Raw genomic sequence first — 18,221 nt, 5'->3', positions numbered from 1 at the left:
AAAGGACGATCCGATGAGAACAAGAGCGCTCCCTGCCGCGCTCGCGCTCGCCGTCGGCCTGCTCGGGGTGGCGCTGACCACCCCGGCCGCGCAGGCGGCCCAGTGCGGTGACCAGCTCGTGGCCAATGGCGGCTTCGAGAACGGCACCTCTTCGTGGACCCAGACCAACGGGGTGATCTCCGCAAGCACCCAGGACCAGCCCGCGCACGCCGGTGGCTCGATGGCCTGGCTGGACGGCTACGGCAGCACGCACACCGACTCCCTGTCCCAGTCGGTCGCGTTGCCGTCTGGCTGCACCTCGGCCACGCTCACCTACTGGCTGCACGTCAAGACGAACGAGACGACGACGTCGGTCAAATACGACACCCTGGATGTCCAGGTCGGTTCGGACACCGTCGCCAGTTTCTCCAATCTGGACGCGGCGAACGGCTATGTCCAGCAGACCGTCGACGTCTCCCGCTATCTCGGCCAGACCGTGACGTTCAAGGCCACCGGGATCGAGGATTCCGCGCTGGCCACCGATTTCGTGCTCGACGACGTCGCGGTCACCACCGCGGGTGGCGGCGGCGGTCCGCAGAACCCGACCGTCACCGGCCCCGGCAACCAGAGCACCCAGGTCGGCCAGGCGGTGTCGGTGCAGGTCCAGGCGTCCGACCCGCAGAACGACACGCTGACCTACAGCGCGACCGGCCTGCCTGCCGGGCTGTCGATCGGCGCGAGCACCGGCCGGATCACCGGATCGCCCACCACCGCGGGCACCTCGTCGGTCACCGTGACCGCGACCGACCCGGGCGGCAACACCGGTAGCGCGAGCTTCACCTGGACGGTCACCGGCGTCACGCCGCCCGGCGACACCTCGCGTACCCCGGTCAACCCGGCGTACACGGTCACCCTGACGTCCAACAGCACCGGCGACACCTGGACCGGGCACCAGTCGGTGAGCTTCACGAACGCCTCGCCGACCGCGCTGCCCGAGGTCTACCTGCGGCTGTGGGACAACGCGCACGGCAGCTGCCCGACCACGCCGATCACCGTCACCAACGTGACCGGCGGCACCGCGTCGGCGCTGACGGTGAGCTGCACGGCCATGAAGGTGACCCTGCCGACGCCGTTGGCACAGGGCCAGTCGGGCACCATCGCGTTCGACCTGAAGATCGTCGTGCCCAGCGGCGCGGACCGGTTCGGCCACGACGGCGCGTACAACATGGTCGGCAACGCACTGCCGGTGCTGGCCATCCGTGACGGCGCGGGCTGGCATCTGGACCCGTACACCAACAACGGCGAGTCGTTCTACACCGTGATCAGCGACTTCGACGTGACTCTGGTGCACCCGACATCGCTGCTCACCCCGGCCACCGGCACGTCCACCGAGACGACCAGCGGCGGCACGACCACCACGCACGCCACCGCCATCAAGGTGCGCGACTTCGCCTGGTCGGCAGGCCCGTTCTCCAAGGTGTCCGGCACCTCGGGCAAGGGCGTCCGGGTCAACGTCTACGGCGTCAGCGGCATCTCCACCGCGGACGCGAACTCCATGCTCAACCTGTCCAGGGACGCCATCGACGTCCACTCGGGACGCTTCGGCGACTACCCGTACCAGGAGGTGGACGTCGTACTGGACAACAACTTCTGGTTCGGCGGCATGGAGTACCCGGGCTTCGTGATGGACCTGGTCTCCACCACGGCCCTCCCGCACGAGCTGGCCCACCAGTGGTTCTACGGCATCGTCGGCGACGACGAGTACAACGCGCCCTGGCTGGACGAGAGCTTCACCGACTACGCCACGGATCTCTACCGGGGCATCAACGGCCAGGGCTGCAGCATCACCTGGCAGTCGAGCGCGGAGAAGCTGACCGACTCGATGGCCTATTGGGACGCGCACTCCTCGCGCTACTCGCCGGTCATCTACAACTACGGCAAGTGCACGCTGCACGACCTCCGCCGCCTCATCGGCGACACCGCGATGGCGAACCTGCTCAAGAGCTACGCCCAGTCGCACTGGTACGGCATCTCCACCACGGCCGAGTTCAAGGCCGCCGCCCAGGCCGCGGCCGGGTCACGCGACCTGACCTCGTTCTGGGCCCAACACCGCGTCGAAGGCTGACCGGGGACTGATGACGGGGGTGGGGGATTCGTCCCCCACCCCCGTTTTCGCTGTAACCGCGCCCCCGTTTCAACTTTCCCGCACAACCGCAACAAGTCGTGGCAGGCGCAAGAAAAGCGGGGCAAGACCCAACATCACATACGCGGCAGCCATGACAAGAACCGCCGTAGGCAGCGAGACGTGGGCAAGGAGCAGACCCGCCGTCGCGCTACCGAGCGGAAAGCCCAGCGACGAGACAGCCGTACGGGCACCCATGACCTGCCCTCGCACATCCCCCGGCGTCAACCGCTGCACCAGCGACCGTTCGAGCACGTAATACGGTCCCCAGAGGAACGACGCCAACCCCGTCAGCACGACCGCCACAGGCAAGTCGCGGACAAAGGCAAGGGCACCGAAAAGCGGAGCGCCACCGATGAGAACCACCGCGATCCGCCGCATCGGAGCGAGTCCACCGTGAATCGCACGCCCACAGGCAACCCCCAGCAAGGCACCCACCCCAGTAGCCCCGATCAACAACCCATACGCCCCAGGCCCCGCCCCCAGCCCGTCGCGACTGAAGACCGGATAGAAGACCTCCGCCATACCCTGAAGAAACAGGAACCCCACAGTCGTCAACGTAAGCACGACCACCGTGGGAAGCTTCCCCAACGCACCGAACCCCAGCCGCCGAGGCGCCCGGTCGACGTGGAACTCCGGTAGCCGGAAACAGATCGCACTCATCACCGCGAACGACACCGCGTCGACCACAAGCGCTGCCGTCGGCCCGGTCCAGGCGACGATGAACCCCGACAACGGCGGTCCCGCGATCGCCGCGATCTCCCAGTTGACGCCGAGCAGCGTGTTCGCCGTCTCCAATTCGTCGTCATCCACCAGGCGCGGCACCAGGGCGCTCTCGGCGACCTCGGTGAGCGCGGAGGAAACAGCGGAACAGGCCGCGACCACGCAGATCACCGCGATACTCCGAATACCGAGAACGTGCAGCAACGGAATGACCCCGATCAGGACCGCGCGAGCGAGGTTGTCCCAGCCGAGCAGCACTCGCGGCTGCCAGCGGTCCAACAGGTGGCCCGCGATCGGGCCGCTGACCAGGCGCGGAAGGCCGGAGCAGAGCAGCACCACGCCGAGCTCGGCCGGTCCGGCGATGCCCAGCACCAGCCACGACAGGGCCACGGTGGTGAACGCGTCGCCGGTCCGAGAAAGGAGCATCCCGGACCAGAAACGTCGGAACTCCGGGTCACGTCGAATGAGCGACAGCGCGCGCATGAACAGCCTCCCCTGATTCGCAGCGGCCACCGTAGCAGGATTCTTCGACATGCGAATTATTAATCGAAGGCGCTAATTAATTACCCGGACCACGAGACCGTGTGCGATGGTGGGGCGACCAGCCGCTGATCCGGGGGAACCATGGCGCTCAAAAGTCTGCTCATCGACGCACGCCCACTGCGTGAATCACCCGAGTTTCGCACGCTCTGGGCCGGTATGACCGTTTCCTATATCGGCGGGCAGATGACGACGTTCACCGTCGCGCTACAGGTGTTCCAGCTGACCGGCAGCTCGCTGGCGGTGGGCGCGGTCGGCCTGTGCACGGCGTTGTCGATCGTGACGTTCGCGCTGTTCGGCGGGGCCATCGGGGACGCGGTCGACCGGCGGCGGCTGGTGTTGGCGGCCACCAGCGGGCAGACCCTGGTGTCGGTGGTGCTGGCGGTGCAGGCGTTCGTCGGCCTCCGGCAGCTGTGGTTGCTGTACGCGCTGGTCGTGGTCCAGTCCATGCTCGGCGCGCTGAACGTGCCCGCCCGTCGCACCTTCCTGCCCCGGCTGCTGCCGAAACCGCTGGTCCCGGCCGGGATCGCGTGGAACGTCTCGGCCATGCACCTGGCCGCGATCACCGGACCGATGCTGGCGGGCCTGGTCATCGCGGCGGGTGGCCTGCAGACCTGCTACGTGATCGACGTGCTGACCTTCGCCGCCGCGCTCAACGGCGTGGCGCGGCTGCCCGCCATGCGCCCGGAGGGCTCGATCGCCCGGCCCGGCGCCCGCGCGGTCGGCGAGGCGCTGCGCCTGATCTGGCGGGAGCCGGTGCTGCGCGGCACGTTCCTGGTCGACATGACCGTCACCACGCTGGGCGTGCCGCGTGCCCTGTTCCCGGCGATCAACGCCGAGCGGTTCGGCGGCGGCGCGCTCACCCTTGGCTGGCTCGCGGCCGCCACCGCGATCGGCGGCCTGCTCGGCACACTCGCCTCCGGCCCGGTCGGCCGCACCGCACGACCCGGCCGCGCGCAGCTCACGTTCGGCGTGGTGTGGGGCCTGCTGATCGCCGGGTTCGGGGTGTCCCACGACCTGATGCTGTCGATCGCCCTGCTGGCCCTGGCGGGCGCGCTCGACTCGCTGTGCGTGATCTTCCGTTCCACCATGGTGCAGACCGGTACCCCGGACGGGTTGCGCGGCCGGGTCGGCGCGGCGGAGTACGTGGTCGGCTCGGGCTGCCCGCAGCTGGGCAGCTTCCGCGCGGGCGCGCTCGGCTCGGCCACCTCGTCCACGTTCAGCGCGGCGAGCGGCGGCCTGGTGACCGTGGCCACCCTCATCATGATCGGTTGCAGCCTCCCGGCTTTCCGCCGCCACCGCGCGGAAACAGCCGAGTGACTCGGTGTCGCCCTGTTGAATGTGGTGTCGAGCGAAAGGGAACGTCATGGGCTGGAGTGCGGCGGACGCGGTCGCTTATGTGGCGCACCACATCGAGACGTGGAACGACCACGACCTGGACCACATCCTCGACCTCTACGCCGAGGACGCGGTGCTGACCTCCCCGCTCGCCGAGGCGGTGACCGGCAGCGAGGTGGTGTCCGGCCGCGCGGCACTGCGCGAGTACTTCGCGGCGGCGCTGCGGCGGTACCCGGACCTGCGGTTCGAGGTCCTGGACGTGCTGCGCGGCACGGACGGCGTGACGATCCTGATGGTCGGCGCGGGCGGCAACACCGTCGCCGAGGTACTGACCGTCGGGCCGGACCGGCGGGTCACCCGGGTCGCCGCGCACTACAGCTGTTCAGGGCTTGGTCCAGGCGCGCACGCCTAGCTCGCCGGTGGTGCCCAGGTCGATCGTCATCGTGACCCGCTGCCACCCCTTTCCCGGCAGCGGGGCGACATCCACTCCACTACCCACGGTGGGCGGCGTGTTCACATCGGTGACCGTGTTGCGCCACATCAACCCGGTGGTCGCGATCTCCCCCGGCTGCAACACCACCGGCGCGGGCGGCGCGTCGAAACCGTCCACCACGGCGATCCCGGCCGACCCGTGCCTGACCGTCGTCTCGCCGCCCACGACCTTGACCGCCGGATACCCGTTGACCCGGTAGACCCCGGTCCCGCAGTTGATCATCCGCACGGTCGCGACCCGCAGCCCCATCGCCGCGTCGTCCACCCCCGGCTCGATCCGCACGCCTTCCACCGGACACACCGGCACCCTGGACGTGATAATCGGATCCGACTGTGGCGGCGCGGGCAGCCCGCACGCGCCGACAACACCACGACCGCCAACCAGACCCGCCCCCACATGTGACCAAGTCTGCCCGACCCTTGCCTTGACCCTCAGGTCAATGTCTACCGTGCGGGTATGCGGATCGGCGAACTGGCCAAACACACCGGCACCACCACCCGCGCCCTGCGCTTCTACGAGTCCCAGGGCCTCCTCACCGCCCCCCGCGACCCCAACGGCTACCGCGACTACGGCCCCGCCGAACTCCGCCTGGTCAACGAGATCCTGACTCTCCGCAGCGTCGGCTTCAGCGTCGAGGAGACCCGGCCGTTCGTGGCCTGCCTGCAGGCGGGGCACGCGGCGGGGGACGCGTGCGCGGACTCGGTGGCGGTGTATCGGCAGAAGCTGGCCGAGGTGGAGGACTGTTTGGCGCGGTTGGGGGAGGTGCGGGCGGAGCTGCTGGGGAAACTCGCGCGGGCGTTGGCGCGGCAGCCGGGGACGTGTGGGGTCGGCGAGGCTGACGAGATGTAGCGCCGGTGCGGTCAAGTCGGCCGGTGTGTCCTGTGGATGGTTTGCGGGATTGTGGACAACCTTTGGGGGATCCCCGGATTTCCATTCTATCTGGAGGCGGGGGAAGTCCGCGAGCACAGCTGATCTTGCCTGTGGACAACCTGCGGCGGCGGGAATGTCAAGCCGCTCTGCGCGCCTGGGGATGGATCGACATGGCTGTGGACAACTCGCCAGGGGATCCCCCGAGATTCCATTCTACCTGGGTGAACAGCCGGGTCGCGAGCGCCGATGATCTTGCCTGTGGACAAGCGGGTTGGAGCCAGCGAAGGCGGGTGGGAGACCGGGGGTGTCAAGCCGGTCGGTGAGGTTGGGGATGGTTCGGCCCGATGTGGACAACTCGTCGGGGACCCCCGGGTTCCATTCTACCGGGAGGGCTCGGCGGTCGGGGGTAGTGATGATCTTGGCTGTGGATAACCGAGGAAGGGGACAGAGATGGCAGTGACGAGCGACCTGGTGACCGTCGTGACGGAGGAGACGTTCGCGGAGGTGGTGTTGGGGTCGGACAAGCCGGTGCTGGTGGACTTCTGGGCGCAGTGGTGCCCGCCGTGCCACATGATCGCGCCGGTGTTGGCGGAGATCGCGGCCGAGCAGGTGGACACGTTGCGGGTGTGCACCGTCAACGCTGATGAGAATCCCGGGATCGCGCGGGATTACCAGGTGATGTCGATGCCGACGCTCATGGTGTTCCGGGATGGGGTGCCGGTGCGGTCGTATGTGGGGGCGCGGCCGAAGGTGCGGCTGGTCGCGGAGCTGGCGGACGCGCTGCGCTAGTGGTGCGACCCAGAACGTCGGCCGTGTATCGGCGGGTCCACGGCGTGGCTGGCGGTGCCGCCGGAACGGCCTCGTACTGGATGTACTCGGTCGTTTCCGGCGGTGCCGCCAGGCACGTCGTGGGCGGGTCGAGACGCGGTCGACGTTCTGGGTCGCACCACTAGATCCACTTCGGACCGTCCCCGGCTCGGAGGAATCTGCACCGGCCCGCCGCGAAGCGATCCCTGAGCCTGCAGTGGATTTTGATCGTCCATACAGGACAGACAGACGCCACCCGGTCAGGTGATCGGACTAGCCCGAACCGAACATGAGTTCGATAGAGCCGCTAGGGTGGCGGCATGTACGACGACCGTCCGCCGGACATGGCGGTTCGCTATCGGGTAAGCAGCATCGGGGAGCGGGTCGCGATCCTCCCCGCCACCTGCAAGGTGGGCACCCACTCGCTGGCGCGGGTCGGTTACCGCGCGCAGGCCAGTGAGCTGGAGGGTGTGGTACGGGTGTCGTGCAACGCCTGCAACGAGGATGTCGATGTCGACCATTTCTGGGCGCTCACCCTCACCGGGTCCGCGCCTGCCCGGGTCGAGCTCGACGACACGCCGTACCTGGGGGTGGTGCCGGTGATGGTCGAGCCACGGCCACGGCACCCGGGCTGACCCCGAGCACGCGGCCGACCTCGCCGTTCGGTACACAGGAGTGGTGGACGATCTTCCTCTGGCCGGGCGCGGGGCACTGGTCACCGGGGTGAGCAGGCGGGCGGGCATCGGGTACGCGGTCGCCCGGCGGCTGGTCGGGCTGGGTGCGCGGGTGTTCCTGCAACACCACGTGGCCCACGACGCCGACCAGCCGTGGGGCGCCGACCCGGACGGGTCCGCCGCGCTCGCCGACGGGCTCGCCCCGGGTACCCCGCACCTCGGCGTCGACCTGGCCGACCCCGACGCGCCGCACCGGCTCGTCGACGCGGCCTGCGCGGCGCTGGGGCATCTGGACATCCTCGTGTGCAACCACGCCCGCAGCGGCGGCGACGGCCCGCTGGGCGCCCTCGACGCGGCGATGCTGGACGCGCACTGGACGGTCAACACCCGCTCATCCATCCTGCTCGTCCAGGCCTTCGCCGACCGGCACGACGGCCGCCCCGGCGGGCGGGTGGTGCTGCTCACCTCCGGCCAGGACCGGGGCCCGATGCCGGACGAGATCGCCTACGCGGCCAGCAAGGGCGCGCTCGCCTCGATCACCCCCAGCCTGGCCGACCACCTCGCCGACCGGGCCATCACGGTCAACGCCGTCAACCCCGGCCCGGTCGACACCGGCTACGCCTCCCCCGCCGACCTCGACCGCGTCCGCCACCGCTTCCCCACCGGCCGCTGGGGCCGCCCGGACGACCCCGCCCGCCTCATCGCCTGGCTGACCACCGACGACGCGGAATGGGTCACCGGCCAGGTCCTCCACTCCGAGGGCGGCTTCCGCCGCTGACCCCGGAGACCGATCGACCAACTCCCCCTGCCCTGTGGACAAACCCGAGCACGCCACACGCGGTTGCCGGCAGGATTGAAACCGGGGGTCCCCCGGGCGGTTGTCCACATCCCCTTCGAACCATCCACAGGCGGCGGCCCGCTCTTGACACAGCCCGGAGGACGGGCGCGCGAGGTTCACCTGAGAGGCGAAGTCGGGGTCGAGCACGGCGGACCGTGCTCGCGTCCGTCACATAGCCGAACTGGCATCGGGATCCCGTGGGCAACTCGCGCAGGCCGGATGCTGGACAGCCGTCGAGGAAGATCACGATCCTGGTGGGTATGCCCGCGATGAAGCTCGGCCTGCTGACCGCCTGTCTGCCCTGGCTCACCCTCCCCGAACTCGCCCCCTGGGCGTCCGCTGCCGGCTACCGGACGCTGGAGGTCGCCGCTTGGCCCACCGACAGCGACCACATCCACCAGGCCGCCCACCTCGATGTCGCCGCGTTCACCCGGTCCGCCGCGGACGACGTCCACGCCCTTCTCGCCGCGAACGACCTCACCATCTCCGCCGTCACCTACTGCGACAACAACCTGCACGCCGACCCCGAGACCCGCGCCCGGATCCACCGCCACCTCCGTGCCTGCGTCGACACGGCCGCCACCCTGGGTGTGCCGTTCGTGGGCACGTTCATCGGCCGGGACATCACCCGTTCCGTCGCCCAGAACCTGGTTCTGGCCGAGCAGGAACTGACTCCGCTGATCACTTACGCGCGAGACCGAGGAGTGCGGCTGCTCGCGGAGAACTGCCCCATGGAGGGTTGGCACCCGGATGGCTACCCGGGAAACCTTGCGTATTCACCGGAGCTGTGGGACTGGATGACCGATCTGGGCTTCGGTCTCACCTATGACCCATCCCACCTCCCCTGGCTGGGAATCGACCCGATCGACGCGCTTTCGTTCGCGTTGGAGCGCGGGATCGTGGCGCATTTCCAGGCCAAGGACATCGAGATCGATACCCGCGCGCGCACTCGTTACGGCGTGTTCGGCAAGACAGTGAGCAGGACCAGTCCGACCGACGTCGGTTGGTGGCGTTATCGGGTGCCGGGGCGCGGTTCGCTGGATTGGAACCGGATCGTCGACATGCTCTACAGCGCCGGATACGCGGGTTCCATCGCCGTGGAGCACGAGGACCCGGTGTGGGGCGGTGATCTGGCGAGGACGAAGGAGGGCCTGCTCATCGCCGTGCAGACCCTCGGGCCGTTGGTCCGCTGATAAAGGACCACGGCGGTCGGAGAGCATCCCGACCGCCGTGGTCACCCCCGGAGCGGCGCCTGTGGCGACCAAATGCACCTTCGGCAACGGGGTGACCCGCATGAGAGAGTTCGGCGGCGAACTCCGCGCGTGGCCGGGTGTTCACCGGAAGTAGCGGTCACCCGTATCGCGCGACCCGGCCCCGCCGGTTCTGGTTGAACACCGCCACCGCGGCCGTCACCGCGGCACCCGGCGCCCCGTTGCGGAATCGGGCGGCTGCTTGTTCGGCGTCGATCCGGCGCGCGAATCCCTGTCCGGACTGGGACACTTCGCCCGTCTCGCCGCGTAGTCGCCACCACCACTGGCCGGTTTCCGCGTGCTGGACCTCGATCCGCGCGGCCCCGGCCATCCGGCGGACGCGGTCGATCTCGGCTAACGCCCGGTCCAGGTCGCCGAACTCTCCGACGCCGAGGCCGAGTACCCGGTTGTTGCCGCCGAGCAGCCGCCACCGGATGCCGGAACCGTCGACCTGATAGCACTGGAAGCGGGCCACTCCGGTCCTTTCCTGGACATGGCCGCGAATGGTCCGGAACGCCCCCGGCCGCGCGCGGCTAACCCCCTGCATCGGTCCCGGGAACCGGAAGGTTTCCGTTGACCCCCACTGTTTTCCGGCGCGACTGGGAATTCACCGGTGCACGGCGGACTGGATCTCGGCCAGGGCCCGCCGGATGACCTCCGGCGACTCCTCTGACTCGACGGCCGCGCGCAGGCCGTCGAGCACCGCGGTCAGCCCGGCGTGGTCGGGGGTGGCCCGGATGACCGTGGTGAGCCACACCAAACCCGTGGTCAGGCCGCCTGCGCGGGCGATGCCGGTGAACGTGCGGGCGACCTCGGCGGCCGGGCCGAAGGCGGGCGAGGTGAGCGCGGCGGTGCGGATGGCGGCGGCCAGCGCGGCGATGACGTGTGCCTCCAGATCGGTGACCACGCGGATCCCCCTGCCCGAACCGCCCCTGAACCCGGCAGAGTAGAGCCGGTCGGGCCGGTGGCGAACGACGGCTGTTCGGCTGACGGCCGAGCGGGGGTCACCGCGAGCGGGCGGGAGGACGGGGTTGGAGCGGAAAACGGGTGGCGGCGAGCCCGATCTCAGCGAGGTGCCCGGCATCCTCACCGCGCGCCCGGACGCGCCCGCCGCGGAGGCCGCGCTGAACCGGGTGATCGCCTGGTGCGCGGCCGCGATGCGGGTGGCGGTCGCGGTGTCCGGCGGGTTCGCCGCGATCGCCGGGGTCGACCCGCCCGCGACGGCGGACCGGGTGTGGTTCGCGGTCGCGGTGAACGTGGTGTGGTCGGCGGTGTTCGCCTGGGTGGTGCTGCGGCGCGGGATGCGCGGCTGGGTGCTGGCCGTGGAGATCGCGCTCACCGTGCTGCTGTGCCTGGTGCAGCCGTGGCTGGTGTCGCCGCCGCTGCTCACCGGCGGGGTCAGCTGGGTGGACGGGGTGACCAGCATGACCATCGTGATCTCCAGCCTGGCCTGGCGGCCGCGCGCCGCCGTGCCCGCCGGGCTGGGCGTGGCCGCGGCGCACCTGGTCGGCACGCTGCAGGCGGGGTCCGGCACCGGCGCGGGCACGATGGTGATCTACCTGGTGCAGGTCACCGCCGCCGCGACGCTGATGACGGTGCTGCGCAAGGCCGCCGCGCTGGCCGATGACGCGCTGGCCGACCTGCGCGAGACCGAGCGGGTGGCGGAGGTGATGCGCGCCAGGCGCACCGATGAGCGCGCGCACAACCGAAAGCTGCACGACACCGTGCTGGCCACGCTGACCACGGTCGGCACCGGCGGCATCACGGCGAGTTCGGAGTCGCTGCGCAAGCGGGCCGCCGAGGACCTGGCGGTGGTCGAGACTCTAGGCCAGACCCGGGAGTCCGATGTGGATGTCGACCTGCGGCTGCAGCTGCGGGCCGCGGCCGACCGGGCGCCGGTGGCGGTGGAGTGCGACCTGGTGCCGTGCCGGGTGCCGGTGCGGGTGGCGGTGGCGTTCGCCGAGGCAGCGGCGGAGGCGTTGACCAATGTCGGGCGGCACGCCGGGGTGCCCGCCGCCCGGTTACGCCAGCACGCCGACCGGGCCAGTGTGTGGGTGACGGTGTCCGACGACGGGCGCGGTTTCGACCCGGACACGGTGCCGCTGCACCGGTACGGGGTGCGCGAGGGAATCGTCGGCCGGATGCGCGCGGTCGACGGCGACGCCGAGGTCACCTCGGACGCCACCGGCACCCGGGTGCTGCTGCGGTGGCCCGCGTGAGCAGCGAGCCGACGGTCCTGGTCGCCGAGCGCTACGCCTACGGCGCGACGGTGGCGGCGGTGGTGATCGCCGGGTTCTGGCACGTGGGCTACGACCTGCCGATGACGATCGCGAACTACGACGTCTACGCGCACCCGTGGGCGGCGGTGCTGGCCTGGCTGGTCGAGCTCGCGGTCGGCGCGGCGGCCGCCGCCGACGTGCTGCACTCCGGCTCCACCCACTGGGCCTGGCCGCTGGCGGTGCCGCTGCTCGGGGTGGCGGGCCTGATGGTGCTGGCCACGCCGGACGCGACGATCCTGCAACCCGCCGGGTGGGCGTGGGGGTCGATCGGCTGGGTGGCGGTGATCCTGTTCTGGCAGCGGCCGTTCTGGCACCTGATGGTGTTCCAGGTGCTGAACGCGGCCGTGCTGGGCACCTCGATGGGCGTGCTCGGCATCAGCGACCACATCAACGTGGCGCGCGCGATCATGGTGCTGTTCGGCGCGGTCACCATGCAGCTGGCGTTCGCCTTCGGCGCCCCTGGCCTGCACGCCGCCGCCCGCTGGGCCGCCCGCATCTCGGCCGCGCGCGCCAAGGCGACCGCGCGCCGGGCCGCCGCCGAGGCCGTTGCCGCCGCGCGCGCCCAGCGCTACCAGGAGCTGCACCGCAGCACGTCCGCACTGCTGGCCGAGTTGGCCGGGGGCGCCGACCCGGCCGATCCGGACGTGCGGTATCGATGTCTCGCGGGCGCGGCCCGGCTGCGCAGGCTGCTCGCCGAGACCGACGACGTGCCCGACCCGCTGCTGCACGAGCTGCGGGCGGGCGCCGATGTCGCCGAACGGCGGGGGGTGGTGGTCTCGTTGGCCGTGGTCGGCACCGTGCCGGACCTGCCGGTCGACCTGCGCCGCGCGCTCACCGAGGCCCCGATCATGGCGTTGAGCACCGCGCGCGGCACGGCCCGGGTGACGGTGGTGGCAGGCGACGGCGAGGTGGCGATCGGGGTGGTCGCCGACGCGCCGGAGGTGGCGATCACGACCCGGCCCGGCATCCGGCTGACCCAGGACCGAGAGGGGGAACGGCTGTGGTTGGAGACCGTGTGGCAGGCCGCCCGGTGACGGTGGCGATCATCGAGGACCATCCGGTGGTGGTGGACGGGGTGAGCCACTGGATCGAGTCCGACCCGCTGTCCCGCGCGGTCGTGGTCGACAGCGGCGACGACGTGGACGCGGTGCTGTCCGGGCCGGGTGGGGAGGCGGACGTGCTCCTGCTGGACCTGCACCTGGGCGAGGTCGTGGTCACCGACCGGGTGGCGGACCTGTGCGGGGCGGGGCACCGGGTGGTCGTGTACTCGGGCCTGGAGGACCCGGAGACGATCCTGACCGTGCTGGAGGCGGGGGCGTCGGCGTTCCTGTCCAAGCACGAGGGGCGGCAGCACTGCGTGGACACGATCGTCGCCGTGGCCACGGACCGCCCGTATGTCACGCCGTCGGTGGCGGGCGCGCTGCTGTCGGACGAACGCGCCCCGCAGCTGTCGAAGCGTGAGCGGACGGCGTTGTTGTTGTGGTTCCAGTCGATGTCGAAGGCGTCGGTGGCCAAGCGGATGAACCTGAGCGAGGCGACTGTCCGGCAGTACATCGACCGGGCCCGGGTGAAGTACGCGAAGCTGGGTCGGCCTGCTCCGACGAAGACGGCGTTGTTGGCGCGGGCGATCGAGGACGGGTTGATCCGCGCGGACGAGATCGGGGAGTACCGCTCGCACGCGGCGCCGCCCGACTGAGGGTGATGTCGGGAAACCGCGGGACTTCCGGCGTGCTCGGTGGTGGGGTGTTGGCATGCCGCGACAGAACAGGGTCACGCCCGCCGGGGATCTGGTGGCTTGCAGTGCGCGGGGCACGATGTTCGGTAACCGGGGTGTGCTGCATGACGCGTCCGGCGTGATCGTGCGGCGGGGGCAGGTTCGCCGGTGGATCGTGTGCGAGCTGTCGTTCCGGGGGCGGCGGCGGGAGATCATGGCGCCCAATCGGTATACGGAACTGTTCTTCCTGGACGAGGCTGTGGCTTTGGCTGCGGGACATCGGCCATGCGCGGAATGCCGAAACGCGGACTACCGGCTGTTCCGTTCACTGTGGGTAGTGTCGGACCTGCCTCGGGCGGAGGATATCGACGCGGTGTTGGCCGCCGAACGAGCATTGGTCGATGGGCGGCGGCAGACTTGGCCGATGGCGGCCGACAAGATTCCGCGAGGAGTTTTCGTGGAATGGTCTGACTCTTACTGGCTGGTGAACGACGGCCTAATCCGCTGGAACCCGTCCGGCTACACCGACCGCGTACCAATGCCTACCGGCGACCTGGCCGTACTGACCCCACCGTCCACAGTGGCCGTCATCGCCCAGGGCTACCGACCACGCTTGCACGGTTCGTGACACTTCGGCGCGGTCATGGCGCGTGCCGGTCAGCCTGCCCGGACGAGGTCGCGGGTGGTGTCGGCGCGCAGCTGCCGTAGGGCTTCGGTGATCGTCTTGGTGCTGTCGTCGGCGCTGAGCGCGTTCGCGCGGGCGGCTCGGATGTCGTCGGCGAGGTTGTCGAGTTCTTCTCGTCGGTGGAGCCAGAGGGTGCTTCGCCGGGTGTGGGTGACGGCGAGGGTGGCGTTGTGGGTTCGGGTGAGAGTGAATGGTTGGTCGGGATTTCCGTCAGGGTCGGCGGGTGTGAGGCGTAGGTCGATACGGGGATGTTCGGTGAGCCTGAGGAGGTATTCGAGTTGGGCGATGGTGCCGATTTCGCCGACCGGTGGGTCGAGCGCGGCGGCGCCGAGCAGGATGGTCAGTTCGGTGGTCTTCTGGTTGAGAAGAATCCGTTGGCGCTCGCGCAGCGCGGTCACGTGGGCGACTGCCTGGTCGGCGGGGACTTCCCCGGCCTGGGCGATGGCGGTGGCGACCTCGCGGGTGCGCAGCAGGGGCGGGATGGCCCTGGGGGCCAGCTCGGTGACGTGGGTGGCGACGGTGGCGAGCGCGAGGTAGGCGTCGCGTTGGACGTGGTGTTCCTCGTCGGTGGTGGCGATCCACGTGGGGTGGTCGAGGTCGTCGCACAGCCGCATGACACGGCGGAACCGGGTGCCGTTGACACCGAGCGCGGCAAGGATGTGCGTGACATGTTGGGGTTTGGGGATGCGTTCGCCGGTTTCCCAGCGGGACAGGGTGGGGAAGTCTCGGTCTATCCGATCGGCAAGCTCACGCAGGGAGAGCTTCGTTTCCCGGCGGAGCTGCCTGATGGTGACGCCGAGGGCGACCGCACGAGGTGTCGAAGACATGGGATTCCTTGGTCCGGACTCAAGAATGACAAGCAGGATGCTGCGGAAAGAACGCTACATCCGTCATTTTTGACGCCGGTAGTACGTGACGTAGTAGTCGCGTAGTCCGACCGGGTGATCGATTAGTACTGTACTTTTAGCTTTCGCGCTAGCGAGCCGATCGGCGCGCCGGACAGCTTGCGTCGTTGTCGCTGGAGCAGCTCGCTGACGATCAGGCGCGGCTTTGCCTGGTACTCGATCCAGTCGGGAGCCATCGACTCGACCGCGAGCAGCGCGTTGACGGCCTTGTCATCTTGTCCGGTCCGAGCGAAGGCGAATGCCTTGTCCGTGAGGTGCCGTGCGCGCGCCGCCAATGGGAGGGTGCTCCCTGGCGGCATCTCGCGGGCGACGCTCAGTGCCCTGCCGTAGTTCTCGGTGACCAGAAGAACATCAACCGTTTGCATGGCGATCTGGGATGGCCCGAACGCCGTGTTGTAGTCGAGACGGTCGTATCCGATCCGATCCGAGATCTCTCGGGCGTGGTTGATCAGATCCAGGGCCGACTGCCCGTCGCCTCCGCGAGCGGTGGATGTTCCGGCGGTGATGAGAAGCGATCCGTAGGACGACAGGTGCTCGGGCGGCACTTCACCGTATGGCTGGATCGCTTCGGCCGCCTTGATCGCGACGTCGGTCGCCTCGTCGTATCGGCCCTGCGCGAGCAGCTGCCAGCCGAGACTGCCGAGCAACGTCGCATGCAGGAGCTCGTCGCTTGCCTGTCGTGACGCCTCCAGTGCCTCGCGGATCGCGAAGTACGCGGCATCGGGTTGCCCCATCTGCACAAGAGTGCAGCCGGTAGCCCACAGCAGTTGGGCCAGAAGTTCATGCGCTACCGGACGATCACTTTCAGAGCTACTTCGCGCGGTGGCCTTCAGCTGAGAGATAGCCACCGGGAGTGTGCTGCCCAGCAGTTGAAACTTGCCGTTCCAGTAGGCGCCCCAGGTGTACGTGACGTGGTTCCGTGCCTCAGCCAGCGACACCGGCTCGGCTTGGCCAGTGCCGGTCAGATCCTCCACCGAGGTCAACGCTCGGCGGATGGCCACGACGCCTTTCTCGCTATCACCCGGCTGTGGTTTCCCTCTGGCCAGGAGCTGCGTCGCATCGACATCGAGCGCCCGGGCGATCTTGTGCAGGGAACCGATCGACGTCGTCGAACGGCGATTCTGTTCTAGTGCGCGAATCAACTCGACAGATACACCGGCGGCGGTCGCCAGTGCCTGTTGCGTCAAACCCCCGCGGAACATCCGGATGCGATCGCCAAGAGTCTGCTGCTCGTCCACCGGGCACCTCCCGTACGCCACGGTACCCGTTGATCTTGCCCGATCACTACATCGATGGTTGTCCGGCGTACCGGTCAGGCGGTGCGGGGGAAGTCGCCGAAGATCCAGGTGCCGGGGGAGGTCGGGTCGTTGCCGGACCAGAACTGGGTCCAGAGGGTGGTGAACTCGGCGCGGGAGAGGTGGCCGTCGGAGTCGAGGTCGAGGCGGGCGAAGGTGGTGGCGGTGTCGGCGGGGCGGCCGTTCCAGGCCTCGATCATGGTGCGGTACTCGTCGGCGGAGATGGTGCCGTCGGCGTTGGTGTCGACGGCGTCGAACATGGCCTCGGCGGTCGCGGCGACGGCGGAGGGCATGGCGGGGAGCTGGTCGACGACGGTGAGGACGTCGTCCAGGGTGACGTGGTCGGCGGCAGCGGCGGTGCGGAGGGTGTGCCACCAGCCGAGCATGACCGTGGTGAGGCGGTGGTGGTCGGCGGAGTCGGGGGCGCAGCCGCGGACGCGGGTCCAGCGGTCGGCGAGGGCGGCGAAGTCGGACTCGGTGAGGACCTGGTCGCCGTCGTGGTCCATGGCGGCGAACACGGCCGCCACCTTGTCGCGCTGGAATCCGCTGGCCATGGGCCGCCTCCCCGGGTCCGATGTGGAGGTCCAGCCTGGTCGGTTGGCCGGGATGGCCGACAGGCGCCACCTCGGTGCTGGATATCCACTAATGGGTGATCCGTTGCTCACGCTGTGCAGGACAGCTCCGCATTCGCGTGACTAGACTCCCGATCACGCCGAATCCGCGGTTCCACATCGACACCGGAGGTCCGGATGCGCCGACTGGCCGTCACCGCCCTGGCCGTGCTCGCCCTCGCGGGCTGTGGCACGACGCCCGAGCCGAGCGGGAGTGCCCCCGCCGGGGTCACCGGAAAGGTGACGGTGTTCGCCGCGGCGTCACTCACCGAGACGTTCACCGCACTCGGCAAGGACTTCGAGGCCGCGCACCCCGGCACCCAGGTCACCTTCAACTTCGCGGGCAGCTCGGCGCTCGCCCAGCAGATCCAGCAGGGCGCGCCCGCCGACGTGTTCGCCTCCGCCGCCCCGGCCAACATGCAGCAGGTCACCGACGCGGTCGCGCCGGTGACGTTCGTGCGCAACCAGCTGGAGATCGCCGTCCCCAAGGGCAACCCCGGCCACATCACCGGCCTCAAGGACTTCGCCGACGCGGGCCGCAAGATCGCGCTGTGCGCGGAGCAGGTCCCGTGCGGCGCCGCCGCGAAGAAAGTCTTCACCGCGACCGGCATCACCGCGGCGCCCGACACGCTCGAACAGGACGTGAAGGCCGCGCTGACCAAGGTCCGGCTTGGCGAGGTCGACGCCGCGCTCGTCTACCAGACCGACGTCAAGTCGGCGGGGGACGCGGTCGAGGGCATTCCCTTCGCCGAGTCAGCCCAGGCGATCAACGACTACCCCATCGCCGTGCTCGCCAAGGCCCCCAACAGCGCGGGCGCCCGCGCGTTCGTCGACTACGTCCTGTCCGACAAGGGCCGCAAGGTCCTCACCGACGCCGGTTTCGCCGCCCCCTGACGCCTACCGGTCCCCCATTGCACCCACGTTGTCCACATACCCGCCGAACCATCCACATGGCTCGCCTCTCGCCTTGTTTCCGCAGGTCAGGGCAAGATAGGGTGAAAAAGGGACGAAGGCCCCGGGATGGGTGGGGGCTGCCGT

The 18,221-nt window shown here is 69.7% G+C and carries 20 protein-coding genes; 13 read left to right on the top strand and 7 right to left on the bottom strand.

Annotation, left to right across the window (positions count from 1 at the left end; genetic code table 11):
• Nucleotides 1-13: 13 nt before the first annotated feature.
• Complete coding sequence (locus tag C503_RS0130535) at nucleotides 14-2,104, top strand: putative Ig domain-containing protein (protein WP_018686034.1); 2,091 nt, start codon at nucleotides 14-16, stop codon at nucleotides 2,102-2,104.
• Between the two features lie 69 nt (nucleotides 2,105-2,173).
• Here the strand turns inward: C503_RS0130535 and C503_RS0130530 are convergent, their stop codons facing one another.
• Nucleotides 2,174-3,367: an MFS transporter gene (locus C503_RS0130530; RefSeq protein ID WP_169514627.1), complete on the bottom strand. Its 1,194-nt coding sequence runs from the start codon at nucleotides 3,365-3,367 to the stop codon at nucleotides 2,174-2,176.
• Nucleotides 3,368-3,508: 141 nt separating this feature from the next.
• On the opposite strand from C503_RS0130530, the gene C503_RS0130525 reads away from it, so the two are divergent.
• Nucleotides 3,509-4,744, top strand: a complete 1,236-nt coding sequence (locus tag C503_RS0130525; RefSeq protein ID WP_026316860.1) for an MFS transporter — start codon at nucleotides 3,509-3,511, stop codon at nucleotides 4,742-4,744.
• Between the two features lie 46 nt (nucleotides 4,745-4,790).
• Nucleotides 4,791-5,174, top strand: coding sequence for a nuclear transport factor 2 family protein (locus C503_RS0130520; protein WP_018686031.1), 384 nt, complete (start codon nucleotides 4,791-4,793; stop codon nucleotides 5,172-5,174).
• On the opposite strand, the gene C503_RS47450 is transcribed toward C503_RS0130520, so the two are convergent.
• A complete protein-coding gene (locus C503_RS47450; RefSeq protein WP_033401222.1) occupies nucleotides 5,145-5,537 on the bottom strand; it encodes a DUF4232 domain-containing protein in 393 nt (130 codons plus the stop codon). The genes C503_RS0130520 and C503_RS47450 overlap by 30 nt on opposite strands.
• Before the next feature lie 174 nt (nucleotides 5,538-5,711).
• Between C503_RS47450 and C503_RS0130510 the strand changes: the two genes are divergently transcribed.
• The 5 genes from C503_RS0130510 to C503_RS0130490 all read left to right on the top strand — a co-directional run bounded on the left by C503_RS0130510 (nucleotide 5,712) and on the right by C503_RS0130490 (nucleotide 9,637).
• On the top strand, nucleotides 5,712-6,104 hold the full coding sequence (locus C503_RS0130510; protein WP_018686029.1) for a MerR family transcriptional regulator: 393 nt from the start codon (nucleotides 5,712-5,714) through the stop codon (nucleotides 6,102-6,104).
• 471 nt (nucleotides 6,105-6,575) lie between these two features.
• Complete coding sequence (gene trxA / locus C503_RS0130505; RefSeq protein ID WP_018686028.1) at nucleotides 6,576-6,914, top strand: thioredoxin; 339 nt, start codon at nucleotides 6,576-6,578, stop codon at nucleotides 6,912-6,914.
• A gap of 338 nt (nucleotides 6,915-7,252) precedes the next feature.
• On the top strand, nucleotides 7,253-7,567 hold the full coding sequence (locus tag C503_RS0130500) for a hypothetical protein (RefSeq protein WP_018686027.1): 315 nt from the start codon (nucleotides 7,253-7,255) through the stop codon (nucleotides 7,565-7,567).
• 43 nt (nucleotides 7,568-7,610) lie between these two features.
• Entirely contained in the window at nucleotides 7,611-8,384 is a 774-nt protein-coding gene (locus tag C503_RS0130495; RefSeq protein WP_018686026.1) for an SDR family oxidoreductase, read from the top strand.
• 320 nt (nucleotides 8,385-8,704) lie between these two features.
• Complete coding sequence (locus tag C503_RS0130490; RefSeq protein WP_018686025.1) at nucleotides 8,705-9,637, top strand: sugar phosphate isomerase/epimerase family protein; 933 nt, start codon at nucleotides 8,705-8,707, stop codon at nucleotides 9,635-9,637.
• A 157-nt stretch (nucleotides 9,638-9,794) separates the two neighbouring features.
• Here the strand turns inward: C503_RS0130490 and C503_RS41425 are convergent, their stop codons facing one another.
• Entirely contained in the window at nucleotides 9,795-10,169 is a 375-nt protein-coding gene (locus tag C503_RS41425; protein WP_018686024.1) for a DUF1508 domain-containing protein, read from the bottom strand.
• 132 nt (nucleotides 10,170-10,301) lie between these two features.
• A complete protein-coding gene (locus C503_RS0130480; protein WP_018686023.1) occupies nucleotides 10,302-10,601 on the bottom strand; it encodes a hypothetical protein in 300 nt (99 codons plus the stop codon).
• A gap of 124 nt (nucleotides 10,602-10,725) precedes the next feature.
• Here C503_RS0130480 and C503_RS41420 point away from each other — a divergent pair, with 124 nt between their 5' ends.
• The 4 genes from C503_RS41420 to C503_RS0130460 are packed head-to-tail and all read left to right on the top strand — an operon-like array spanning nucleotide 10,726 to nucleotide 14,315.
• Nucleotides 10,726-11,913 (top strand): sensor histidine kinase, encoded by a 1,188-nt coding sequence (locus tag C503_RS41420; protein WP_018686022.1) that lies wholly within the window; start codon nucleotides 10,726-10,728, stop codon nucleotides 11,911-11,913.
• The gene (locus tag C503_RS47445; RefSeq protein ID WP_211222491.1) at nucleotides 11,910-13,007 is read left to right on the top strand and encodes a hypothetical protein; all 1,098 of its coding nucleotides are present in this window, start codon (nucleotides 11,910-11,912) and stop codon (nucleotides 13,005-13,007) included. Before C503_RS41420 ends, C503_RS47445 begins: the two co-directional genes overlap by 4 nt.
• A complete protein-coding gene (locus tag C503_RS45085) occupies nucleotides 12,989-13,669 on the top strand; it encodes a response regulator (RefSeq protein WP_018686020.1) in 681 nt (226 codons plus the stop codon). Before C503_RS47445 ends, C503_RS45085 begins: the two co-directional genes overlap by 19 nt.
• Before the next feature lie 55 nt (nucleotides 13,670-13,724).
• Entirely contained in the window at nucleotides 13,725-14,315 is a 591-nt protein-coding gene (locus tag C503_RS0130460) for a hypothetical protein (RefSeq protein ID WP_026316858.1), read from the top strand.
• A gap of 29 nt (nucleotides 14,316-14,344) precedes the next feature.
• Here the strand turns inward: C503_RS0130460 and C503_RS43735 are convergent, their stop codons facing one another.
• The 3 genes from C503_RS43735 to C503_RS0130445 all read right to left on the bottom strand — a co-directional run bounded on the left by C503_RS43735 (nucleotide 14,345) and on the right by C503_RS0130445 (nucleotide 17,126).
• Nucleotides 14,345-15,199: a Scr1 family TA system antitoxin-like transcriptional regulator gene (locus C503_RS43735; protein ID WP_018686018.1), complete on the bottom strand. Its 855-nt coding sequence runs from the start codon at nucleotides 15,197-15,199 to the stop codon at nucleotides 14,345-14,347.
• Between the two features lie 122 nt (nucleotides 15,200-15,321).
• Entirely contained in the window at nucleotides 15,322-16,515 is a 1,194-nt protein-coding gene (locus C503_RS0130450) for a helix-turn-helix domain-containing protein (RefSeq protein ID WP_018686017.1), read from the bottom strand.
• Nucleotides 16,516-16,589: 74 nt separating this feature from the next.
• Entirely contained in the window at nucleotides 16,590-17,126 is a 537-nt protein-coding gene (locus tag C503_RS0130445) for an EF-hand domain-containing protein (protein WP_018686016.1), read from the bottom strand.
• Nucleotides 17,127-17,321: 195 nt separating this feature from the next.
• On the opposite strand from C503_RS0130445, the gene modA reads away from it, so the two are divergent.
• Entirely contained in the window at nucleotides 17,322-18,077 is a 756-nt protein-coding gene (gene modA / locus C503_RS0130440) for a molybdate ABC transporter substrate-binding protein (protein ID WP_018686015.1), read from the top strand.
• Nucleotides 18,078-18,221: the final 144 nt, after the last annotated feature.

The organism is Actinokineospora enzanensis DSM 44649 (assembly GCF_000374445.1).
GTDB lineage: Bacteria > Actinomycetota > Actinomycetes > Mycobacteriales > Pseudonocardiaceae > Actinokineospora > Actinokineospora enzanensis.
This window is presented reverse-complemented; position numbering and strand designations above follow the sequence as displayed.

Coding starts and splice junctions, on each gene's coding strand:
- C503_RS0130535 (WP_018686034.1), top strand. CDS start 14: ATGAGAACAAGAGCGCTCCCTGCCGCGCTCGCGCTCGCCGTCGGCCTG.
- C503_RS0130530 (WP_169514627.1), bottom strand. CDS start 3,367: ATGCGCGCGCTGTCGCTCATTCGACGTGACCCGGAGTTCCGACGTTTC.
- C503_RS0130525 (WP_026316860.1), top strand. CDS start 3,509: ATGGCGCTCAAAAGTCTGCTCATCGACGCACGCCCACTGCGTGAATCA.
- C503_RS0130520 (WP_018686031.1), top strand. CDS start 4,791: ATGGGCTGGAGTGCGGCGGACGCGGTCGCTTATGTGGCGCACCACATC.
- C503_RS0130510 (WP_018686029.1), top strand. CDS start 5,712: ATGCGGATCGGCGAACTGGCCAAACACACCGGCACCACCACCCGCGCC.
- trxA (WP_018686028.1), top strand. CDS start 6,576: ATGGCAGTGACGAGCGACCTGGTGACCGTCGTGACGGAGGAGACGTTC.
- C503_RS0130500 (WP_018686027.1), top strand. CDS start 7,253: ATGTACGACGACCGTCCGCCGGACATGGCGGTTCGCTATCGGGTAAGC.
- C503_RS0130490 (WP_018686025.1), top strand. CDS start 8,705: ATGCCCGCGATGAAGCTCGGCCTGCTGACCGCCTGTCTGCCCTGGCTC.
- C503_RS0130460 (WP_026316858.1), top strand. CDS start 13,725: ATGCCGCGACAGAACAGGGTCACGCCCGCCGGGGATCTGGTGGCTTGC.
- C503_RS43735 (WP_018686018.1), bottom strand. CDS start 15,199: ATGTCTTCGACACCTCGTGCGGTCGCCCTCGGCGTCACCATCAGGCAG.
- C503_RS0130445 (WP_018686016.1), bottom strand. CDS start 17,126: ATGGCCAGCGGATTCCAGCGCGACAAGGTGGCGGCCGTGTTCGCCGCC.
- modA (WP_018686015.1), top strand. CDS start 17,322: ATGCGCCGACTGGCCGTCACCGCCCTGGCCGTGCTCGCCCTCGCGGGC.